At 74.8% G+C, this 21,686-nt stretch carries 16 protein-coding genes, 1 tRNA gene and 1 other RNA gene; 12 read left to right on the top strand and 6 right to left on the bottom strand.

The window, feature by feature from the left end; translation table 11 throughout:
- Window positions 1-385 precede the first annotated feature (385 nt).
- Both OG550_RS17680 and OG550_RS17675 read right to left on the bottom strand, forming a co-directional pair.
- Window positions 386-2,830, bottom strand: a complete 2,445-nt coding sequence (locus OG550_RS17680) for a helicase C-terminal domain-containing protein (RefSeq protein WP_327678678.1) — start codon at window positions 2,828-2,830, stop codon at window positions 386-388.
- A 117-nt stretch (window positions 2,831-2,947) separates the two neighbouring features.
- Window positions 2,948-3,032: transfer RNA gene (locus OG550_RS17675), tRNA-Ser, on the bottom strand.
- Window positions 3,033-3,162: 130 nt separating this feature from the next.
- Here OG550_RS17675 and ffs point away from each other — a divergent pair.
- From ffs to OG550_RS17625, 10 genes are all read left to right on the top strand, one after another.
- An RNA gene (gene ffs / locus OG550_RS17670) (signal recognition particle sRNA small type) lies at window positions 3,163-3,259 on the top strand.
- 89 nt (window positions 3,260-3,348) lie between these two features.
- Window positions 3,349-5,553: a DNA polymerase III subunit gamma and tau gene (locus OG550_RS17665; protein WP_327678676.1), complete on the top strand. Its 2,205-nt coding sequence runs from the start codon at window positions 3,349-3,351 to the stop codon at window positions 5,551-5,553.
- A 70-nt stretch (window positions 5,554-5,623) separates the two neighbouring features.
- Window positions 5,624-5,968 carry a YbaB/EbfC family nucleoid-associated protein gene (locus tag OG550_RS17660; RefSeq protein ID WP_327678674.1) on the top strand — a complete coding sequence of 115 codons (345 nt, stop codon included), beginning with the start codon at window positions 5,624-5,626 and terminating at the stop codon, window positions 5,966-5,968.
- Window positions 5,969-6,319: 351 nt separating this feature from the next.
- On the top strand, window positions 6,320-6,919 hold the full coding sequence (recR, locus tag OG550_RS17655) for a recombination mediator RecR (protein ID WP_327683942.1): 600 nt from the start codon (window positions 6,320-6,322) through the stop codon (window positions 6,917-6,919).
- On the top strand, window positions 6,912-7,622 hold the full coding sequence (locus OG550_RS17650; protein WP_327678672.1) for a DUF5063 domain-containing protein: 711 nt from the start codon (window positions 6,912-6,914) through the stop codon (window positions 7,620-7,622). Before recR ends, OG550_RS17650 begins: the two co-directional genes overlap by 8 nt.
- Before the next feature lie 396 nt (window positions 7,623-8,018).
- A complete protein-coding gene (locus tag OG550_RS17645; RefSeq protein WP_327678670.1) occupies window positions 8,019-9,299 on the top strand; it encodes an aspartate kinase in 1,281 nt (426 codons plus the stop codon).
- A complete protein-coding gene (locus tag OG550_RS17640; protein WP_327678668.1) occupies window positions 9,296-10,348 on the top strand; it encodes an aspartate-semialdehyde dehydrogenase in 1,053 nt (350 codons plus the stop codon). The genes OG550_RS17645 and OG550_RS17640 overlap by 4 nt, the downstream gene beginning before the upstream one ends.
- A gap of 376 nt (window positions 10,349-10,724) precedes the next feature.
- On the top strand, window positions 10,725-11,270 hold the full coding sequence (locus OG550_RS17635; RefSeq protein WP_327683940.1) for a SigE family RNA polymerase sigma factor: 546 nt from the start codon (window positions 10,725-10,727) through the stop codon (window positions 11,268-11,270).
- Entirely contained in the window at window positions 11,263-12,822 is a 1,560-nt protein-coding gene (locus OG550_RS17630) for a hypothetical protein (RefSeq protein ID WP_327678665.1), read from the top strand. The genes OG550_RS17635 and OG550_RS17630 overlap by 8 nt, the downstream gene beginning before the upstream one ends.
- Before the next feature lie 200 nt (window positions 12,823-13,022).
- A complete protein-coding gene (locus OG550_RS17625; RefSeq protein WP_327678664.1) occupies window positions 13,023-13,856 on the top strand; it encodes an SURF1 family protein in 834 nt (277 codons plus the stop codon).
- A 101-nt stretch (window positions 13,857-13,957) separates the two neighbouring features.
- Here OG550_RS17625 and OG550_RS17620 read toward each other — a convergent pair whose 3' ends face one another.
- Window positions 13,958-14,353 carry a hypothetical protein gene (locus OG550_RS17620; RefSeq protein ID WP_327678662.1) on the bottom strand — a complete coding sequence of 132 codons (396 nt, stop codon included), beginning with the start codon at window positions 14,351-14,353 and terminating at the stop codon, window positions 13,958-13,960.
- A gap of 52 nt (window positions 14,354-14,405) precedes the next feature.
- On the opposite strand from OG550_RS17620, the gene OG550_RS17615 reads away from it, so the two are divergent.
- Window positions 14,406-14,576, top strand: a complete 171-nt coding sequence (locus OG550_RS17615; RefSeq protein ID WP_327678660.1) for a hypothetical protein — start codon at window positions 14,406-14,408, stop codon at window positions 14,574-14,576.
- A gap of 64 nt (window positions 14,577-14,640) precedes the next feature.
- Here OG550_RS17615 and OG550_RS17610 read toward each other — a convergent pair whose 3' ends face one another.
- The 3 genes from OG550_RS17610 to OG550_RS17600 form a co-directional block, all read right to left on the bottom strand.
- Window positions 14,641-16,542, bottom strand: coding sequence for a S9 family peptidase (locus tag OG550_RS17610; RefSeq protein WP_327678658.1), 1,902 nt, complete (start codon window positions 16,540-16,542; stop codon window positions 14,641-14,643).
- 206 nt (window positions 16,543-16,748) lie between these two features.
- Complete coding sequence (locus tag OG550_RS17605) at window positions 16,749-18,173, bottom strand: MFS transporter (protein WP_327678656.1); 1,425 nt, start codon at window positions 18,171-18,173, stop codon at window positions 16,749-16,751.
- A 162-nt stretch (window positions 18,174-18,335) separates the two neighbouring features.
- Window positions 18,336-18,713 carry a nuclear transport factor 2 family protein gene (locus tag OG550_RS17600; RefSeq protein WP_327678654.1) on the bottom strand — a complete coding sequence of 126 codons (378 nt, stop codon included), beginning with the start codon at window positions 18,711-18,713 and terminating at the stop codon, window positions 18,336-18,338.
- A gap of 145 nt (window positions 18,714-18,858) precedes the next feature.
- On the opposite strand from OG550_RS17600, the gene OG550_RS17595 reads away from it, so the two are divergent.
- Window positions 18,859-21,630, top strand: a complete 2,772-nt coding sequence (locus OG550_RS17595) for a helix-turn-helix transcriptional regulator (RefSeq protein ID WP_327678652.1) — start codon at window positions 18,859-18,861, stop codon at window positions 21,628-21,630.
- The last annotated feature ends 56 nt before the right edge of the window (window positions 21,631-21,686 follow it).

The following is a 21,686-nucleotide window of genomic DNA, read 5'->3' as shown; positions in this document are numbered from 1 at the left end:
CCTTTCCCGCTTCTGCGCCTCCGCAGGAGGCAGCGTCGGGGGACCCGCACACTCCCTGGGGTCGCGCGTCCGCTGAGCCGCGCTCCGCGTGCCTTGGCCTCGATCAAGACCGCGGGACACGGCAACTGCAACCAGGAGACGACGAAGGCCCGGACCGTACGAGACGGTCCGGGCCTTCGTGAAGGCGGAGGATACGCGATTCGAACTCGTGAGGGGTTGCCCCCGACACGCTTTCCAATTCTCCCGAAGGGGGGCCGCCGGGGTTCACACCCGTTCTGACCCGAGACAGAGCGCCTTCCGAGCGGCGGCTGAACTTGGCCGGACGGGCATGAATGAGACCACGACTGAGACCGGAGCGCTGAGTGTTCACTCCTTGCGTTCCGGGCTACGAGGGCATCACCCCGTGGATGCGGGAGATGGTGAACACGCGGTCGTCTTTGCGCAGGTGACACCAGGCGTGGAGGTAGGGGGCGTCCAGTTCGAGTCGGCCGAGCGTGCGGACAGTCGTGTTGCCCGAGGTGGCTACGTATTCGATCGTGATGGCCTGACCGTCATTGACGGCGTGGGCCAGCTGGCGGACATCGGTGAAGGAGAGGTTGCGCGCGTACCCGGCGATGATCGCCTCGGTGTCGCTGTCGTAGGGGCGGCCGTCGTACGGGTTGGGCTCCGGAACGTCCTGCGGGGCACCCAGCAGACGGGTGGCGAGGGCGCGCAGGTTGACAGCGGTCCGAACGTCTGGGGCACGGTCGTCCGTCCGCTGCGGGCGGGACCTGCCGCTGGGCAGACGCGGGGGTGGGACCGGGCTCGCCGCGCGGTGTCGCTGGGCCCGTTCGATCCGGATGGACCCGTCGAGTTCCTCGGCGACGGGGGCGTAGCCCGCGGACCGCAGTGCCGAGAGCGTCTTGTCCAGTGGGGTCCGGCTGATCAGCACCGTCGGTGCCAGCAGCCGCAGGCCGAGCGGACTGAGCTTCCGATGGGCGGCCAGCTCGGCGAGGAGGGCGGGCTCCTCGCCGTGGATCACGCAGGCGGCGGAGACGACGCGCACCCGGCCGTGGCCGCGCGCGGTGTCGTGGATCAGGTACGAGAGCGGCTGGGGGAGTGGTTCGACGGCGACGTCAGCCAGATCGGACGTCAAGGTGTCGGGGGTCAGACCGGCATCGAGTGCGCGGCGGACGCTGGCCGGGCTGAACCGCCAGACGGACGCTGTCCCGGCGCTCTCCCGGTCCGCGACGGAGTCCAGCAGCGCGAGGAGGTGCGCAGCCGGTGTTCCGGCGACCACGGCGGTGAGATCGCTGCCGAACCGGGCGGTCCCGCTGGCGGCGGGCAGTAGCCGTCGGCAGGCATCGGTCAGGGCTTCGGCGTCGTCGGCCAGCAGGGCGGCTCCGATAGGGGACACGGCCCCGCGGGCGAGTGCGCCGAGCAGTTCCGCTTCGCGGATCAGGGTGGCGAACGGCGTGGTGTCCTGGGGGAGTTCGTCGGCGAGCGGTCGGAGCCAGACGAGTAGCGCCCCCAGTTCCGCCGGGTTCGCCGCGCCTTCGCCGGCCGGGAGTCGCGCCGCAGCCGTGAGCAGCCCCTGCCGAGCCTGAATGCAGCCTCCACAGGCCGGTGCCCCGGTGAGTGCCGGCAGAGCCTTCCCATCCTCGTCGCGGCTCCCGCCGGGGGTCAACGGCAGTGTCCACCAGGCCCGGAGGAGCACGGCAAGCTGGTTGGCCGGTTCTTCCGCGGCCCAGGTGTCGTAGGTGGCGGTCGCCGCGACCCGGTCGCCGTTCCGGGTCAGTAGCCCGGCCGCGCTCGCCGCCTCCAGAACCAGACGCACCACGGTCTCGTCGCACCGTGCCGCCTTGCCGATCCGGGACAGCTCACGGGCGCCGACCCCGCCGGCCTTCAGCCGAGCTGGGGGAGCGACGTCGCACACCCCGAGGACGGACACCGCATGGGCGGCGAACGCCATCGAGGCGGCTGCGGCTTCCCGCTCGACGTCGACGACGGTGGCGGGCACCGACCGAACGCCGGGCGGGACGGGGGTGAACGGGGCGTGCCAGTCGGAGCCGCGCAGTGAGAGCGCCACCTCCGCGGGCATGCGGGCCGGCCCGTACCGGTGCCGTTCCCGGATCAGCAGCCCCCGTTCCACCGCCCACTGTTCGCCGGGCGAGGAGTCGGCCTGCGGAGTCCCGAACATGATGAAGCCGGACCGCTCCGGAGCCTCGTGTGCCCACCGCTCAAGGAGTTTCCGGGCGGCTGCGGGCGCCTTGGCCACCAGTGCGGCGACCCGGGCCGGATCGCTGTGATGGCTGACCAGCGCCGTCAGCCGCTCCGCCTTCCGGTTGGCGACGGGCTTGACGCCGATCTTCGCCAGTATGCGGCCCAGTTCGTCCGAGTTCGAGCCCGCGAGCAGTCGCACGAGCGGTGCGTCGAGCCCCAGCGGCGAGCCCCACGCATTCCGCAGCGGTGCCGCCATGTGCAGCAGGCCGTTGCCGTCCGACCACACCAGGGCTCGATCGGCCAGCACCTCCAGGGCGGCGGCCAACCCGTGGGCGCGATCACCGTGCGTCGCGCCCAGGAGGTCGGCCAGACCGACCCGCGACACGGTCGTCAGTGCGGCGACGGCCTCCGCCACCTGCAGGCAGGGCAGGGTGAGCCGGGGAAGGGCCAGCGCCACCGACGCCGGACGCTGGAGACGGTCCGCCAGTTCACCGACCGACCGCGGCTCCGGAGCCGTCCCGGCGTCCGGGCGCGCGGTCAGAACCCGCTCCAACTCAGCCGCGTCCAGACCGCGCAGCCATGTGACCAGTGCCGATCCGCTCTTCTTACTGATGGGGCACCTCGCCATAGAGGAGGACGTCCATGCCCATGCCGGAGTCGGCCGGGATAACAAGAATGACGTAACCAGCGAGGTGGGTACGACGAAGGCCCGGACCGCTTCACAGCGGTCCGGGCCTTCTGCCGGCGGAGGATACGAGATTCGAACTCGTGAGGGGTTGCCCCCAACACGCTTTCCAAGCGTGCGCCCTAGGCCTCTAGGCGAATCCTCCGTGGGAGAGCTTAGTACATGTTCAGGGGTGGTTGCGACCACGTATCTCGTGGGTGGGGGTGAGGGGTGGCCTGCGGATGAGGGGAGGGGGTGGTGGTGGAGGGGTGGGGTCAGGATCCGGTAGTGTTGGGGGCAGCCCCTCGTGTGGCGTTATCTCTCTGAACCCCCCCAGGGCCGGAAGGCAGCAAGGGTAGGAGGGCTCTGGCGGGTGCACGAGGGGTCTTTGCGTTCCCGGGGTCGACGGTGGGGGCCGGGTGCGGGTGGGGCGGGGCCGAGGGGCGACGCGTTTGTCCGTCCGTCCCGATATCGTCGGTGGTGTGTCCCTAGCCCTGTACCGCCGCTATCGCCCCGAGACCTTCGCGGAGGTCATCGGTCAGGACCACGTGACCGCTCCGCTCCAGCAGGCCCTGCGCAACAACAGGGTCAACCACGCGTACCTGTTCAGCGGCCCGCGCGGCTGCGGGAAGACGACGAGCGCGCGCATCCTGGCCCGCTGTCTGAACTGTGAGCAGGGGCCGACCCCGACGCCGTGCGGTGAGTGCCAGTCCTGCCGGGACCTCGCCACGGGCGGGCCCGGGTCGATCGACGTGATCGAGATCGACGCGGCCTCGCACGGTGGTGTGGACGACGCGCGCGACCTGCGGGAGCGGGCGTTCTTCGCCCCCGTGCACAGCCGGTACAAGATCTTCATCCTGGACGAGGCGCACATGGTGACCTCGGCCGGCTTCAACGCGCTGCTGAAGGTGGTGGAGGAGCCGCCGGAGCACCTCAAGTTCATCTTCGCGACCACCGAGCCGGAGAAGGTGATCGGGACGATCCGGTCCCGGACGCACCACTACCCGTTCCGGCTGGTGCCGCCCGGCACGCTGCGCGACTACCTGACGGAGGTCTGCGGCCGGGAGGGGATCCAGGTCGAGGACTCGGTGTTCCCGCTGGTGGTGCGGGCCGGTGCCGGGTCCGTGCGTGACTCGATGTCGGTGATGGACCAGCTGCTGGCCGGTGCCACCGAGGGCGGTGTGACGTACCAGATGGCGACCGCGCTGCTCGGGTACACCGACTCGGCGCTGCTGGACGAGGTGGTCGACGCGTTCGGCGTGCAGGACGGGGCGACGGTCTTCCAGGTCGTCGACCGGGTGGTCGAGGGCGGGCATGATCCGCGCCGGTTCGTCACGGACCTGCTGGAGCGGCTGCGGGACCTCGTGATCCTGGCCACGGTGCCGGACGCGGGGGAGAAGGGGCTGATCGACGCCCCGGCGGACCGGGTGGCGGTGATGCAGGCGCAGGCGGACTCCTTCGGGGCGGCCGAGCTGAGCCGGGCGGCGGACATCGTCAACACCGGACTGACGGAGATGCGCGGCAACGCGGCGCCCCGGCTCCAGCTGGAGCTGATCTGCGCCCGGGTGATGCTGCCGGGCGCGTACAGCGACGAGCTGTCGCTGCAGGCCCGGCTGGACAAGCTGGAGCGGCGGGCGGCTGCCGGCGGCTTCGCCGGCGGCGGGGCAGCCGCGGTCGGCGGTATGGCGGTCGGAGCGGTGGCGGCCGGCGGGCCGGTGCCTCCGGTGGCGGCGGTGCCCGAGGTCCGGCACGCGGCGGCCCCGGTGGCGGAGCCGGTGCAGTCGGCGCCCGCCCCGGTCCCCCCGCCCGCAGCCCCCGCGCCTGCCGCCCCCGCGGCCCCGGCCGGTCCCGCGCCGGGTGCGTGGCCGATCAAGCGGAGTTTCCCGCCAGGCGGTGAGGCGCCCGCGCAGACTCAGGCGCCGACCCCCGCCCCGGCACCCGTGGCACCCGTGCAGCAGGCGCCGCAGCCCGTTCCGGCGCCCGCGCCCGCGGCCGGCGCGCAGCCCTCGGCGGCGGCGCAGCAGGGGGCCGGGCAGGTCCGGCAGCTGTGGCCGCAGATCCTGGAGGCGGTGAAGAGCCGCCGCCGGTTCACCTGGATCCTGCTGAGCCAGAACGGCCAGGTGGCCGGGTTCGACGGCAGCGTGCTCCAGGTGTCCTTCATCAACGCGGGCGCGCGGGACAGCTTCGTCAGCAGCAAGAGCGACGACGTACTGCGGCAGGCGCTGGCGGACGCGCTGGGGGTGGACTGGCGGGTCGAGTGCATCGTCGACCCGTCGGGCTCCGTCGGAGGCACGGCTACGGGCGGTCCCTCGGGCGGCGGTCCGGCGGGCGGCTACAGCGGCGGCGCCGTCGGCGGCGGTGGTGGCTGGGGTGCCGCCCCGGCGCGGCCGGCGGCGCCCGCGCCCCCCGTGGCGCACGTCGCACCGGCGCCCGTGGCCGCCCATGCGCCGGCGCCCGCGCCGGTCGCCGTGCCGCAGCCGGTGCCCTCCGCGCCCGTCCCGTCCCCGGTCCAGTCACCCCCGGCCCAGGCCGCCCCGGCGCGCCCGGTGCGGGCGGTCGCCCCGGAGGACGACATCCCGGAGGAGGACGACCCGGACCTCGTCGAGGAGACCTTCTCCGGCCAGGAACTGATCATCCGGGAACTGGGTGCCACGGTGCTGGAGGAGATCCGGCACAGCGGCGGCTGAGCCGGACGGGCAGCACGTAGGCTCGGGACGACGACACACAGGACGCAGGACCGAACGCAAGGAGTGAGCCGTGTTCCCCGGTGGTGGCCAGCCCAACATGCAGGCGCTGCTCAAGCAGGCGCAGAAGATGCAGCAGGACCTCGCCCAGGCCCAGCAGGAGCTGGCCGAGGCGAAGGTGACCGGTTCGGCGGGCGGCGGCCTGGTCGAGGCGACGGTGACGGGTGCCGGCGAGCTGGTGGCCCTGACCATCGCCCCGGCCGCCGTGGACCCGGAGGACACCGAGACGCTGGCCGACCTGGTCCTGGCGGCGGTCCGCGACGCGAACCAGTCGGCGCAGAAGATGCAGGCGGAGCGGATGGGTCCGCTGACCCAGGGCCTCGGCGGCGGCAGCGGCATCCCCGGTCTGCCGTTCTGACCACCCGGTCGTGAGGGCCTCCCGGTTGCGGGCGGCTCCCGGTCGTGAGCGCCCCTCGGTTGTGAGCGCCTCCCGGCCGTGAGGGCCACCGGGCTGCGGGGGTCATGAGGGCCGCGGGCGCCATGAGGGCGGCAGGGCCGCAAGGGGCCGCCGGGCCGGTGCGAACGGGCACCCGGAGAGGGCTCCCGAGCGGTCCGCGGGGCGGTGCAGGTCCGGAGTTCAGACAACGGACCTGTGTGATTTATGCGGGAGTCGGGCGTCGGGCGGTGTGCCCGGCGCCCGATTCGTTGGATGATGGCACCGGAGCACCCCGCGCGGGTGCCACCGATCCACCTGAGGGAAGGCGCGACGTTGTACGAGGGCGTGGTTCAGGACCTGATCGACGAACTGGGCAGGCTGCCCGGCGTCGGGCCCAAGAGCGCCCAGCGGATCGCCTTCCACGTCTTGCAGGCCGACCCCGTCGACGTCCGCCGGCTGGCGCACACGCTGCTGGAGGTCAAGGACAAGGTCCGGTTCTGCGCCGTCTGCGGCAACGTCGCGGAGGCCGAGCGGTGCCGGGTCTGCCTGGACCCGCGCCGCGACCTGGCCGTCATCTGCGTGGTGGAGGAGTCCAAGGACGTCGTCGCCATCGAGCGCACCCGCGAGTTCCGCGGCCGCTACCACGTGCTGGGCGGCGCGATCAGCCCGATCGAGGGCGTCGGCCCGGACGACCTGCGGATCCGGGAGCTGCTGGCGCGGCTCGCGGACGGCACGGTCACCGAGCTGATCCTGGCCACCGACCCCAACCTGGAGGGGGAGGCGACCGCCACCTATCTGGCCCGGCTCTGCAAGCCGATGGGCCTGAAGGTGACCCGGCTGGCGAGCGGCCTGCCCGTCGGCGGGGATCTGGAGTACGCGGACGAGGTCACACTCGGCCGCGCCTTCGAAGGGAGACGACTGCTCGATGTCTGACCGGACCATCAACCAGCAGCCCCACACGCCTCACCAGGCCGGACCCGAAGAGGACCGGCACACCCGGCACGCGCACGCGCACGGCTCGGAGCCGGACGACTTCGCGGTGCAGATCGCGGACTCGGTGGAGAGCTTCGTGCTCGCCGTCACCGAGGTGGCCAAGGGCGACGAGCCCGGCAGCGCGGTCTCCCTCCTCCTGCTGGAGGTCTCGCAGCTCCTGCTGGCCGGCGGCCGGCTGGGCGCGATCGAGGACGTCGTCCCGGAGGACCGGTTCGAGCCCGACACCGGGCCGGAGCCGGACGGCGAGCAGCTGCGCGAGCGGCTGGCCGTGCTGCTCGCGCCGATCGACGTCTACCACGAGGTCTTCGACCCGTACGGGCCGCCGGAGAAGCCGAACGCGTTCCGGATCTCGGACGACCTGGCCGGCGTGGTGAGCGAGCTCCAGCACGGACTCACCCACTACCGCGAGGGGCGGGTCAGCGAGGCGCTCTGGTGGTGGCAGTTCTCCTACCTGTCCAACTGGGGCACGACCTGCACGGCGGTGCTGCGGGCGCTGCAGTCGCTGATCGCGCACGTCCGGCTGGACAGCCCGATCGGGGCGGCGCCGGACGGTGCGGACACCGACAACGACGGGCTCACCGACGAGCAGCTCGAACAGCAGGCCGGCGACCTCATGGCGGCGGAGCTGGGGATCGGGCGCTGAGCCGAGTGGTCCGGGCGGACCTGGTGGTCCTGGCGGCCCGCCGCGGGCCCGAGGGGCCTCCCTGGGCCCGAGCGGCCCTCCCGGGGCCCGAGGAGGCCCGCTGCGGGCCCCCGGGCGGAACTGTGACGGAGACCTCAGGGGCGTCCGCCGGGAAGAAAACCCCGGGGCTGTCGGCCGTTTGTCCGCCGATTCTGCGGGGCCGTACCGGATACCCCGCAGACCTGCCGGTGGCGCCGCCCGAACGGCCGCTCACCTGCTGAAACGTGTGTCTCATCATATGGAAACCGGCTGGTGCCGCACCCCTGCTCGGTAGACTGGCGCCGACCGCACCACCCCCGCCACCCGGGGGTGCGGGGGCCGAGCGCCCCCGGAAACGACACAAGTCGAGGAGCGCACGTGGGCCTTGTCGTGCAGAAGTACGGCGGCTCATCCGTTGCGGATGCCGAGGGCATCAAGCGCGTGGCCCGTCGAATCGTTGACGCCAAGAAGGCCGGCCATGAGGTCGTCGTCGTGGTGTCCGCGATGGGCGACACGACGGACGAGCTCATCGAACTCGCGGAGCAGGTGTCACCTCTCCCCGCCGGCCGCGAGTTCGACATGCTGCTGACCGCTGGAGAGCGCATCTCCATGGCCCTGCTGGCCATGGCGATCAAATCCCTGGGTCACGAGGCCCAGTCCTTCACAGGAAGCCAGGCCGGTGTCATCACCGACTCCGTCCACAACAAGGCGCGCATCATCGACGTGACGCCGGGCCGCATCCGCACCGCCCTGGACGAGGGCAACATCGCGATCGTGGCCGGTTTCCAGGGTGTCTCGCAGTCGAGCAAGGACATCACCACGCTCGGCCGCGGCGGCTCCGACACGACCGCCGTCGCCCTCGCCGCGGCCCTCCGGGCCGAGGTCTGCGAGATCTACACCGACGTGGACGGCGTGTTCACCGCCGACCCGCGCGTGGTGACGAAGGCTCGCAAGATCGACTGGATCGCGTACGAGGACATGCTGGAGCTGGCCTCGTCCGGTTCGAAGGTGCTGCTCGACCGCTGTGTGGAGTACGCGCGCCGCTACAACATCCCGATTCACGTACGCTCGTCCTTCTCGGGCCTTCCCGGGACGATCGTCAGCAACGACAACCCGCACAAGCCCGAAGGGGGCGAGATGGAGCAGGCCATCATCTCCGGAGTCGCCCACGACACGTCCGAGGCCAAGGTCACGGTCGTCGGCGTACCCGACAAGCCGGGCGAGGCGGCGCGCATCTTCCGCGCCATCGCCGACGCCGAGGTCAACATCGACATGGTGGTGCAGAACGTCTCCGCCGCGTCGACCGGTCTGACCGACATCTCGTTCACGCTGCCGAAGACCGAGGGCCAGAAGGCCATCGACGCGCTCGGCCGGGTCCAGGAGGGCATCGGCTACGAGTCGCTCCGCTACGACGACGCGATCGGCAAGATCTCGCTCGTCGGCGCGGGCATGCGCTCCAACCCGGGCGTCACCGCGGCCTTCTTCGAGGCGCTCTCGGCGGCCGGGGTCAACATCGAGCTGATCTCCACCTCGGAGATCCGCATCTCGGTGGTCACCCGCGCCGAGGACGTGAACGCGGCCGTGCGCGCCGTCCACAGCGCCTTCGGGCTGGACAGCGAGACGGACGAGGCCGTCGTCTACGGAGGCACCGGGCGATGACCCGGCGGCCGAACCTCGCCGTCGTCGGCGCCACCGGCGCGGTCGGCGAGGTGCTGCTCGGCCTGCTCTCCCTCCGTCAGGACATCTGGGGCGAGATCCGTCTCGTCGCCTCCCCGCGCACGGCCGGCCGCAAGCAGACCGTGCGCGGGGAACCCGTCGAGGTGCTCCCGCTCACCGAGGAGGCCTTCGACGGCATCGACGTCGCACTGTTCGACGTGCCCGAGGACGTCTCCGCCCGGTGGGCGCCGGTCGCGGCCGCCAAGGGCGTCGTGGTGGTCGACAACTCCGGGGCGTTCCGGCTGGACGAGACCGTCCCGCTGGTCGTGCCCGAGGTCAACGCGGCGGCGGTGCGGATGCGTTCGCGGGGCATCGTGGCCAGCCCCGACTCCAGCACGCTCGCGATGATCGCGGCGATCGGCGCGCTGCACGCCGAGTACGGGCTCGCCGCACTGGTCGTCGCCTCGTACCAGGCCGCCTCCGGCGTGGGCCGGGCCGGCGCGGACGCGCTGCGCGGGCAGCTCGCGCTGGTGGCCGGCACCGAGGTCGGCGAACAGACCGGCGACCTGCGCGCGGTGATCGCCGACCACGGCCCGTTCGCCGCCCCGCTGGCGCTCAACGCGGTGCCGTGGGCCGGCACGCTGACCGACGGCGGCTGGTCCTCCGAGGAGCGGACGGTGCGGGACGAGTCCCGCAAGATCCTCGGCCTGCCCGGGCTCAAGGTGTCCGCCACCTGCGTCCGCATCCCGGTGGTGCGCACCCACGCGGTCGCCGTGCACGCGGTCTTCGAGCGCGAGGTCACCCAGGAGCACGCCCAGCAGATCCTCCGGGACGCCCCCGGCGTGGTGCTGTACGACGACCCGGCGGCCGGTGAGTTCCCCACGCCGAACGACGCCGTCGGGACCGACCCGGTGTGGGTCGGCCGGGTGCGGCGGGCGCTGGACGACCCGACGGCGCTGGACCTCTTCCTCTGCGGGGACAACCTGCGCAAGGGCGCGGCGCTGAACGCGCTGCAGATCGCCGAGCTGGTGGCGGGCGAACTCGCCCTCTGAGTCCGCCGGTACGGCCGACGGGGGTGCTCGGCCGATCTGACGGCGGCGCAGCCTGACGGCCCGGTGGCCGGTGCTCCGGCGGTTGGTGGTCCGGTGGAGTCCGGACGCGTCCGGAGGCCCGGCGCAGCCGCCGCTCAACCGGGGTCTGCGCGGTTTGTTCGCGGACTGCTTGAGGAATCCTCGCCAAATCCCCTGGAGGGCGCTCCGGCCGATGCGGAAGAATGTCGGCCGGGCTGGGCAACCATGACAGGGGATCGAGTGTCCAACGGGCGTGGCGAACGTGATGGTGGGGGCAGGGGCGGGCATCTCGGCGGCGGCCGCGGTGACGTTCCCGCCGCGCGCCCAGCGGCCTTCGGATAGGCCGGAAGACAGTCAGATGACGGCAGTCGCACCAGGCGCCGCGGACTCCGGCGCCGGCACCGCCGCGGGTGCCAGCGAGGATCTGCTCACCGAGACCTACCAGGCCCACTACCGTTCCCTGTTGAGGCTGGCCGCGTTGCTCCTCGACGACCTCTCGACCTGTGAGGACGTCGTCCAGGAGGCGTTCATCCGGGTGCACGCCGCCCGGCGGCGGGTGCGCGAGCCGGAGAAGACCCTCGCCTACCTGCGGCAGACCGTGGTCAACCTGTCCCGCTCGACGCTGCGGCGCAGGATCCTCGGGCTGAGGCTGCTGCCGAAGCCCATGCCTGACATGGCCAGCGCAGAAGAAGGAGCCTACGATGCGCTGGAGCGTGACCAGTTGAAGGCCGCGCTACGGGGTCTGCAACGCCGTCAGCGGGAGGTTCTGGTGTTGCGCTACTTCGTGGACATGACGGAGGCACAGGTCGCGGAGACCCTGGGCATCTCGCTGGGGTCGGTGAAGGCGTACGGCTCACGCGGGATCGCCGCGCTGCGGGTCCAGATGGAGGCCGGGCATGGCTGAGGACGATCGGGTGTCCGCCGGACGGGCTCCCTCCGACGGTGGGCCGGCGGGCCGGGGCGGAGCGGGCGGTTCGGGTGGCTCAGGCGGTTCGGGCGGTCCGGGCGGGTTCCGGGGGTTCCCCGGTGACGACGGCTCCGATCCGCTCGGCCCGGAGGAACGGCTGGTCCGTGCCCTGATGCAGCGGGCCGTCGCCGAGGTGCAGCCCGCCCCCGGCGGCCTGCAGCACATCCGCCGGGCGGTGCCGCGCAGACGCGCCGCGCGCCGGGGAGCCTGGACCGGCGCGGCCGCACTGGCCGTCGCCGTCTCCATCCTGCTGCCGACCATGCACGACGACGATCACCTCGGCCTCTCCGGCGGCCCCGGCTCGCCCAACGCGCAAGCCGGTACCGCCACGGCGACCTCCGACGGAGCCCCGCCCGGCGGGGTCGTCGTCCGGCCGAGCCCGCCGCCGGCCCCCGACGCGAGCACGAACACCCCGAGCGACACCCCGAGCGACACCGTCGGCACCTCGCCGAGCGTCGGCCCCAGCACCACCCGGCCGGCACCCGGGACGTCCGTCCCCACGACCGCGGCCGGCACCGGCGAGAGCAAGCCGCTGCCCCTGTGCACCCGCGGCGATCTCGGACAGGGCACCGCGCAGGTCGGCGCAGCCGACGCCGGCGGGCGGATCTACGGGTACTTCACGGTGGTCAACACGTCCGCGCACAACTGCCGGCTCGGCGGTCCCGGCTCGGTCACGATCACCGGCACCACCGGGACGGAGCCCGGGCGGATCCGGATCGCCGACCACGTGGCGGGCGGCCCGGCGACCGCGCTGCCCGCCCCGACGGAGACGGCGGGGGCGAACGGGAGCGGCGCCGACGGCCCCGTCCTCGCGCCCCGGGCCGGGTACCGGGTGGACTTCGGCTGGGTACCGGACGCGGCGGGCTGCCCGAACCCCGGCGGGACGACCTCGCCGAGCGCGTCCACCGGCTCCGGGCAGAGCACGGCGGGGGGGACCACCGGCGGGGGCTCGGGCGGCAGCACGGCGAGCGGCGGCACCACGGGCGGCGCTTCCACGGGCGGTGGCTCGACGGGTGGCGGTGCGCCGGGCGGCGGTGCGGCCCCGGGCCCGGGCACCGGAGCGGTGCCGGGGTCGGACGGCGGCGCGAGCGGCGGCGCGGGCACCGGGGCGAGCACGAGCTCGGGCACCCGCGGCGGTACGGCGCCCGAGCTGCAGAGCGCGGGCCCGGCCGGTTCGACGAATGCGCCCGGCCTGTCGACGGGGGCGGTCCGGGAGGCCGCTCCGACCGCGGCGGCGAGCGCGGAGCCCGCGCCGTCCGCCTCGCCGACGACCACCCCGACCGGGGCCCCGAGCCCGGCGGCCACCCCGACGGGCGGGTCCGGCAAGCCGCCGGCGAGCGTCACGCTGGCCTACACGCCGGCGCCGGGCAACCCGCCCGCCGCGACCGCGGTCCTCCCGGGTGCCTGCGCGGGCACGGTCTACCGCACCGCCCCCGAGCCGCTCCCGTCGGCGCTTCCGGCGCCGAGCCCCTCTGCTTCGGCGGAGTGACCGCGGGGGAGCACGGGCGGCACCTCGGAGGGGGACCACGGGCGGAGACGTCGGGGGCGCGGACGGCAGATCGCGGCCGGACGGACGGGCCTCCGGAGCGGGATGTCGGCCGATCCGACTCTCCGCTCCTGGGGTGGTGTTCGGGCCGGGCAGGGGGCCTGCGGTCGGGCGGGGTGTGAGGAGTGGTTACCGTGGGGGGTGTGTACCGGTTCCTCCTCACCCCGCGCTGGCTGAGCGGCACCGCGTTGGCCGTCGCGGCCGTCGCGGTGTGCGTCTGGCTCGGCTCCTGGCAGCTCGGCCGGTTCGAGGACAAGGTCTCCTCGCACCAGGAGATCAGCCGGTCGGTGAACGACACCGGTGCCCCCCGGCCGCTCGGCGAGGTGCTCGGTGCCGACCGGCCGCAGGTCACCACGGACACCGTCGGCCGTCCGGTGACGGTGACCGGGACCTTCGACCGGGAACACCAACTGCTCGTCCCCAACCGGGTGCTGGACGGCCGGCAGGGCTACTACGTGCTCACCCCGCTGCGCACCCCCGACGGCCGGACCGTCGCGGTGGTCCGCGGCTGGGCGGCCGGGGCACCCGAGGCCGGTACGTCCGCAGCCGGTGAGTCCGCCGCCGAGTCGCCCGCGGCGGAGTCCACGGCCCTGGCCGCGCCCCCCGGCGAGGTGACGGTGACCGGCCGACTGCAGGCCGGTGAGACCAGCGGCAGCGGCGGCGCGGTGGCCGGCGGGCTCCCGGAGGGGCAGCTCGGCACGATCAACCGGGCCGCACTGGTCAACAAGCTCTCCTACGAGGGCTGGTACGACGGCTGGGTGTCCGCCGACGCCGCACCGGCCGGCCTGACCCCGGTGCCGACGGTGCAGCCGCAGGGCGGCAACGGCCTGAGCCTGCGGGCGTTCCAGAACCTGGGCTACACGCTGGAGTGGTTCGTCTTCGGCGGCTTCGTGGTGTTCATGTGGTTCCGCCTGCTGCGCCGCGAAGCCGAGGCCGAGCAGGACCGGGCCCTGGGACTGGACCCGGTCCTGGACTGACCGGCGGTACCGGCTGACCGGCCGCCGTACCGCGCGACCGGCCGGCCGTACCGACCGACTGGTTGAACCGCCCGGGCGGCCGAACCGCCCGGGCGGCCGGCTCAGCGGGTGGGCTTCACCGGCGGAACGACCGGCTTGGACGGAGCGGCCGGCGCGCTCGGGACGACCGGAACGCTCGGCACCACCGGTGCGGACGGCGACGGCGCCCCGGAGGGCGCGGACGGTGTGGCCGACGGGGACGGTGTGGTCGGCGGCGGGTCGCAGCGCCTGCTGCTGTCGTCGCCGTTACCGCCGCCGTTGTCGTCGTTCGAGTCGTTGTCGGCGTGGTGGCGGACCTTGCGGCCGCTCTTGGACCCCTTCGAGCCCGACGAGCTCTTGGATCCGGACGAGCCCGACTTGGCCAGCAGGACCGTACCGCCGCCCCCGGCCGTCCCGGCGAGCCGGACCGTGCCGCCGTCCACGACCGCGCCACCGTCCACCGCCGTGCCGCCGTTCACGGCCCCGCCTGTCGTACCGCCTGGCGTACTGCGTGCCGTACCGCCGTCGACCGTGCGGAAGGCCGCCCGCACCGCCGCACCCGCCGCCGCCGCGGCCGCCGTCGTGGCCTTGGCCGTCGGCGGAGCCGAGGCCGTGGTGGCCGTTGCGGTGGCCGTCGGCGACGAGGACGGCGAAGCGGGCGGCGGGCAGGCCGACCCCCCGCCCCCGTCACCACTGTCCTGACCCGAGCAGCCGGTGAGCAGCAAGGCCCCGGCCACCCCCACCCCCATGATCGCGGGCAGTCGTCTCACACGTTCCCCCCGTCCCTCTCCTTCGTCCCCGCCCGGTCCTCTCCGACGGCGCCCGCCCCGAGGTGCCGCCGGACGAAGTCGATCTCCAGCCGGAGCTGCTTGATCCGCTCGTCCACGACCAGCGAGCCGTGCCCGGCGTCGTACCGGTAGACCTCGTGCACCTTGTCGAGCTTCTCCAGCCGCCCGACGTAGTTGTCGATCTGCCGGATCGGGCAGCGCGGGTCGTTCACACCGGCGCTGATGTAGACCGGGACCCGCACCTGCTCCACGTACGTCAGCGGCGAGGAGGCGTGCCAGCGCTCGGGCACCTCCTCCGGCGTGCCGCCGAAGAGCGTGCGGTCGATCGCCTTCAGCGCCTCCATCTCGTCGTCGTACGCGGTCAGGTAGTCCGCGACGGGGACGGCGGCGACGCCGAGGCTCCAGAGGTCCGGCTGCGCGCCGAGGCCGAGCAGGGTGAGGTAGCCGCCCCAGGAGCCGCCGGACAGCACCAGCCGGTCCGGGTCGGCCAGCCCGCTCGCCACCGCCCACTCCCGGACGGCGGCGATGTCCTCCAGCTCGATCAGGCCGACCCGCTCGCGCAGCGCGTCCGTCCAGGCCTGGCCGTAGCCGGTGGAACCGCGGTAGTTGACCCGGACCACCGCGAAGCCGTGGTCCAGCCAGGCGGCCGGGCCGGCGGCGAAGGAGTCGCTGTCGTGGTGGGTCGGGCCGCCGTGGACCTCGAAGACGGTCGGGAACGGCCCGTCCGCCGGACCGGCGCCGGACGGCCGCTGGACCAGCGCGTGCACCCGGCCGCCGGGGCCGTCCACCCAGACGTCCTCGACCGGGACCGAGCCGGGCGGCACCGCGCCGGGCGCGCGCAGCACCACGGTGCCGGCGGTGGAGCGGACGGCGGACGGCTGGGCGGCGGAGGACCAGAGGAACTCCACCGTGCCGTCGGGCCGGGCGGTCGCGCCGCTGACCGTGCCGCGCGGGGTGTCCAGGCGGGTCAGCGCGTCGCTCGCGCCGTCGAGGTCGAACGAGAACAGCTCGCTGCGCGCCTCGTACTCGTGCTCGACCAGCAGGGAACGGCCCCCGGGGCGCCACTGGGCGGAGACGTCGCCGGGCAGTTCGCGGCCCTGCTCGTCGCGGAGCGGCAGCGCGGTCTCGACGCCGGTCGCGACGTCCCAGATCACCGGCTCCCAGCGGCCCGTGCGCTGCTGGGCGACCAGCAGCCGGGTGTCGCCGTCCACCGGGGCGAAGCCCATGCAGGCCACCCCGCGCGGCTCCGCGTGCCCGGTGACCTCGTCCAGTTCGGCGACGGTCGCGCCGTCGGAGAGGCGGACGACCCGGATCGCCCCGTGCATCGCGTCGCCGTGCTCGGTGTGGTCGATGGCCAGCAGGGTGCCGTCGTGGCTGAGGTCGCCGACGCCGCCGTACTCCGCGTGCCGGTAGATCTCGACCGGCTCGGCCGCGCCGGGGCGGCGCAGGTGCAGGGTGGTGCCGTCCTCGTCGGTGGACCGGCCGACCACGACGGTGCCGTCCCGGCCGAGGGCCAGGCCCGCCTCGTAGGAGGGGGCGAGGCCGGGGACGGCCTCCTCGTCGGGGCCGGTCGCGCCCTCGGGACGGCCGCCGAAGGGCTGGCGCCGCCAGATGCCGAACTCGTCGCCGTCGCTGTCGTCGAACCACCAGATCCACTCGCCGTCGGGGGACAGCTCGGCGTCGGTGGTGCCGTTCGGACGGTCGGTGACCCGCCGGTGGGTGTCGGTGGCGCGGTCCCAGGCGTAGATCTCGTAGGTCCCGCTCGCGTTGGACACGTACAGCGCCCGGTCGGGGGCGTCCTCCGCCCAGTCCGGCAGGGAGACCCGTGCCGCCCTGAACCGCTGCTCCCACGCCGGAACGGCGCTCTTCTCCTCGCTCATCCACCCATCCAACCCGATCGGGGGGCGGGAACGGAACGGGGGCGGGCGCGGGAGCGGACCCTGCCCGCCCCCGCACCCGCCCCGCTCCCGTCGTCCGCTCCTGTTCCGCTCCGGTCGTCCGCCGCCGCCGCCGGGCCGTCCCCAGGCCGTCCGCAGGTCGTCGGCCGTCCCCGGGCCGTCCGACGGTCCCGGGGCGCACCGCCCGCTCAGGCCGTCCGGCGGGGCAGCAGCTGCACCAGACCCACCAGCAGCAGCTCCAGCACCGCCAGCGCGCCGATGCTGCGCCCGAACGCCGTGGCCGGGTCGGCGGCGCCGTAGTAGAGGAGGCCGATCAGCGCGATGCCCAGCGCCCCCGCGACCTGCTGGACGGTGGCGAGCACGCCCGCCGCCGAACCGGCCAGCCGCGGCTCGACGCCGGCCAGCACCATCGAGGTCACCGGGGCGATCACCAGGCCCATCCCGAGACCGTCCACGAACAGGCCGGGCGCCAGCCACCAGACGCTGCCGGTGTCCCCGGCGGCGTGCACGGCGAGCCCGAGCAGCCCGAGTCCGGCGGCCATCAGCAGCCCGCCCAGGGCGATCGTCTGCCGGCCGAGCCGGGCGACGAAGCGGTGCACGGTGGTCGAGGTGATCAGGTAGCCGGCGCCGATCGCGGTGAAGACCAGACCGGCCCCGAGCGCGTCCAGGCCGCGGCCCGGCTGCAGGTAGAGCGCGAGCACCAGGAAGAAGGAGGCCTGGCCGAGCCAGAAGGCGAGCTGGGCGAGCAGCCCGGTGGTGAAGGCGCGGGAGCGGAAGAGCCGGGTGTCGACCAGCGGCGAGCCGGACCGGCCGGTCCGGTGCTGGTGCACCGCGAAGACGGCCAGCAGGGCGGTCGAGCCGGCCAGGCAGAGCCGGGTCCAGAGCGGCCAGCCCGCCTCGCGGCCCTGGATCAGCGGCAGCACCAGGCCGGTCAGCGCGGTGGTGACCAGCAGCACGCCCACCGGGTCCAGGCCGGGCCGCTGCGGGGCGCGGGACTCCGGCAGGCAGCGGCGGACCAGGGCCAGCGCGGCCAGGCCGACCGGCAGGTTGATCAGGAAGCAGCTGCGCCAGTCCAGGCCGAACAGGTCGGCGCGGATCAGTACGCCGCCGATCAGCTGGCCGAACACGGCGCCCAGGCCCATGGTCAGCCCGTACAGCGCGAACGCCCGGGCCTGCGCCGCACCGCTGAACGAGGTCCGCAGGATCGCCAGCACCTGCGGACCCATCAGTGCGGCCGAGAGCCCCTGGGCGACCCGGGCGCCGACCAGCGCGCCCGCCGTCGGGGCGAGGCCGCAGGCGGCGGAGGCGAGCGTGAACAGGGCCAGGCCGAGGGCGAACACCCGGCGGCGGCCGTAGCGGTCGCCGAGCCGTCCGGCCGTGACCAGGCCGGCGGCGATGGCCAGGCCGAAGCCGGCGACCACCCACTGGACGGCGGCGGGCCCGGCTCTCAGATCGGTCTGGAGGGAGGGTATGGCGACGTTGACGACGAAGACGTCGAGGGCGGTCATGAAGGTGGCGGTAAGGACGACCGCCAGCAGGCCCCGGGGGTTTCCGGTGGCGGCGCTCCCGTCGGTCCCGGTGGCGTTCGGGCGGGTGGTGAGGGTGGTGCTCAACTCGGGTGCTCCTCGGTGTGGTCGGGTCCGGGCGGGGCGGGGCGGGGTGGCGGCGGGTGACGGTGAGCGGTGGTGGGGCGGCGGCGGACGGTGGTGGGCGGTGGTGCGGGGCGGCCGGGGGCGGGGCGGCGGTGCCCCGCCCCCGGCCGCGGTGACGGCGGCTCAGGCGCCGGGGACGCGGTCCAGGAAGCCGTGCACCGAGGCGATCCGGCCGTCGGCTTCGGCGACCAGCACGTCGAAGCCGATCACCAGCGGCTCCTCCCCGGCCGGCCCCAGGTTCCAGGTGAACCGGGCGATGTCGTGGTGCGCGTCGACCGGGCCGAGGGTGAACTCCAGTCCGGGGAACTGCCCCTGGGCCGCGCCGATCAGGGCGTCGACGCCCTCGCGGCCGGTGACCGCGGCCAGCGGGTCGGTGTACCGGCAGTCCGCCGCCCACACCTCGTCGATCAGCTTCCGGCGGGCGGCCGGGTCGGTCTCGTTCCAGGCGGCGAGGTACCGCTCGGCGAGCTTCTGGAGGTCGGCGGGCTGCATGGCGTTCATGGTTCTTCTCCCTTGTCCGGCGGGCCGGTTGAGCGGCCCCGGCGGGTCGTTCCCGCTGCTCATGAAGGTACGGACGACGGCGGGCGGGCGAATCCGTCACGCATAGGTAGGGGTGTACGTAGGCCGCGCCAGTAGGGTCGGGAGCATGGGGATGCTGTACGGGCGGGAACGGGAGCAGGCCGCGGTCGACGCACTGCTCGACGGGGCGCGGGACGGTCGCAGCGGGGTGCTGGTGCTGTGCGGCGAACCGGGCATCGGCAAGACGGCGCTGCTGGACCACGCGGTCGCGGCGGCCGGTGACGCGTTCCGGGTGGTCCGGGCGACCGGGGTCGAGTACGAGGCCGAACTCCCCTTCGCCGGGCTGAGTCTGCTGCTGGCGCCCGGACTTGACCGGATCCCCGCGCTGCCCGCGCCGCAACGGCGTTCGCTGGAGGCCGCGTTCGGGCTGGGGGAGGGCGGCGGCGCACCCGCCGACCGGCTGCTCACCGGGCTGGCGACGCTCGGGCTGCTCGCCGAACTGGCCGCCGAGCAGCCGCTGTTGTGCGTGGTCGACGACGTGCAGTGGCTGGACCGCGCCTCGCTGGACGCGCTGCTGCTCGCGGCCCGCCGGCTCCAGGCGGAGGGTGTCGCCCTGCTGCTCGCCCTCCGGGACGCGGGCCCGGCCGGGGGCGGCGCGGCCGGGCCCGCGGCCCGGGGCGGCGCTGACGCCCTGCCGTCGGCCGGGCTCCCGGTGCTCCGCCTGGGCGGACTCGCCGCCCCGGACGCCGAACGGCTGCTCGACGCCCGCGTCGGCGGCGGGCCCGCCGCCGACGGCATCCGCCGACGACTGCTCGCCGAGGCCGCCGGGAACCCGCTCGCCCTCGTCGAACTCCCCTTCACGGAAGCCGAGTCGGAAGCCGGCGGGCTGGCGCTCACCAGTCGGCTGCAGATCGCCTTCCACGGTCAGGTCACCGGGCTGCCGCCGGCCACCCAGACGCTGCTCCTGGTCGCCGCCGCGGAGGAGAACGGCGAACTCGACGTCGTCCTGGCGGCCGCCACCGCCCTCGGGGTCGGAGCGGACGCGCTGGCGCCCGCCGAGCAGGCCGGACTGGTCGCCGTCGGGGCCGGCCGCCGGCTCGCCTTCCGGCACCCGCTGCTGCGCGCGGCCGTCCTCCAGCGGGCGCCGCACCAGCAGCGGTCGGCCGCCCACCGGGCCATCGGCGGGGCGCTGGAGGACGGCGACCGCCGTACCTGGCACCTCGTCCTCGCCGCCGCCGGACCGGACGCCGACCTCGCCGACGCCCTCGAACGCGCCGCCGTCCGGGCCGAGTCCCGTGGCGCCCACGGCGGCGCGGCGGCCGCGTACGAGCGGGCCGCCCGGCTCACCCCGGACCGCGACGGCGCCACCCGGCGGCTGGTGCTCGCCGCCGAAGCGGCCACCGAGGAAGGCAAGTTGGAGCAGGCCGAGGAGCTGGCCGACCGGGCCAGGGCCCGCACCGACAGCGTCTTCGCGCACGCGCTGCTCGACCAGGTCCGGGCCGTCGCGCACTTCTGGCGGGGCGACTACCCGGCCGCCTACCGGCTGCTGCTGAACGCGGCCGCCACCGACATCGAGCCCTCGCACGCGGCGCGGATGCTGCTCCAGGCGTTCCACGCGGCCTGGTACGCGGGCGAGGAGGAGGTGGCCGCCGTGCTCGACCGGATGGCGGCCCTGCCGCTCGCCGCGGAGGAGCCGCTCGCCCCGCTGGCCCGCCACCTGCCGGCCGCCGTCCTGCCCGCGCTGGGCCGCCCGGCGGATCCGGTGCCCGCGCTCCGCGACACCGTCGAGGCGGCCCGCCAGGCCGGTGCGGAGAGCCCGGGCGACCTCGTCCAGCTGTGCGGCGCGGCGCTGATCCTCGGCCGCGACGCCGAAACCCTGTCCCTGGCGGCTGAGTTGGTGGCGGAGGCCCGGGCCAAGGGCGTCGTCGGGGTGCTGCCGACGCTGCAGTTCTTCCTCGCCGAGGCGGAGCTGTTCCACGGCCGGCACCGCGACGCCGAGGTCACCGCCAGCGAGGCGCTCACCCTCGCCCGGGACACCGGGCAGCACCAGTGGAGCAGCCAGCTGGCGGCCCTGCTGGCGTGCGTCGCCGCGCTCGGCGGCGCCGACGACCGGTGCGTCGAGCTGGCCGGTGCGGCGCTCGTCTCCGGGTCGTCCGCCCCGGCCGCCGGAGCGCCCTGGGCGCAGTGGGCGCTGGGGCTGCTGGACCTGGGGCGGGGCCGGGCGTCGGTCGCCGCCGACCGGCTGCACGCGCTCACCACCGGCCCGTACCGGCACCACGTCGGGGCGACCCGGGCGGTGCCCGACCTGGTCGAGGCGGCCGTGCGGCTGGGCGAGCCGGAGCGGGCCGCCGAGCCGTACGAGCGGTTCGCCCGCTGGGCGGGGGCCGCGGCGGCCGGGACGGCGGGGGCGCCCTGGGCGGAGGCGCTGCGGTTGCGCTGCCAGGCACTCCTCGGGCCGGACGAGCTGGCCGAGTCCGCGTACCTGGCGGCGCTCGCCCTGCACGAGGGGGCGAACCGGCCGTTCGAACAGGCCAGGACGGCGCTGCTGTACGGCGAGTGGCTGCGCCGGGAGCGGCGGCGGACGGACGCCCGGCCGCACCTGGGCGCGGCACTGGAGACCTTCGAGCGGCTCGGCGCCGGGCCCTGGGCGGACCGGGCCCGCGCCGAGCTGACGGCCACCGGGGGCGCGGCCCCGGCGCCCGTGGAGGCGGCGCCGGGCGTGCTCACCGCGCTCACGCCGCAGGAGCTGCAGATCGCCCGGTTGGCCGCCCGGGGGATGACCAACCGGGACATCGCGGCGCAGCTGTTCCTCAGCCCCCGGACCGTGGGGCACCACCTCTACAAGGCCTACCCGAAGCTGGGCATCGCCTCCCGGACGGAGCTGGCGGCGCTGTTCTGACCCCGGGGAGGCCGGCCGGTTGCCGCGGCGTGTGCAGGCTGCAGGAAGGGGGGTGG

The sequence above is a fragment of the Kitasatospora sp. NBC_00458 genome (genome assembly GCF_036013975.1).
Taxonomy (GTDB): domain Bacteria; phylum Actinomycetota; class Actinomycetes; order Streptomycetales; family Streptomycetaceae; genus Kitasatospora.
This window is presented reverse-complemented; position numbering and strand designations above follow the sequence as displayed.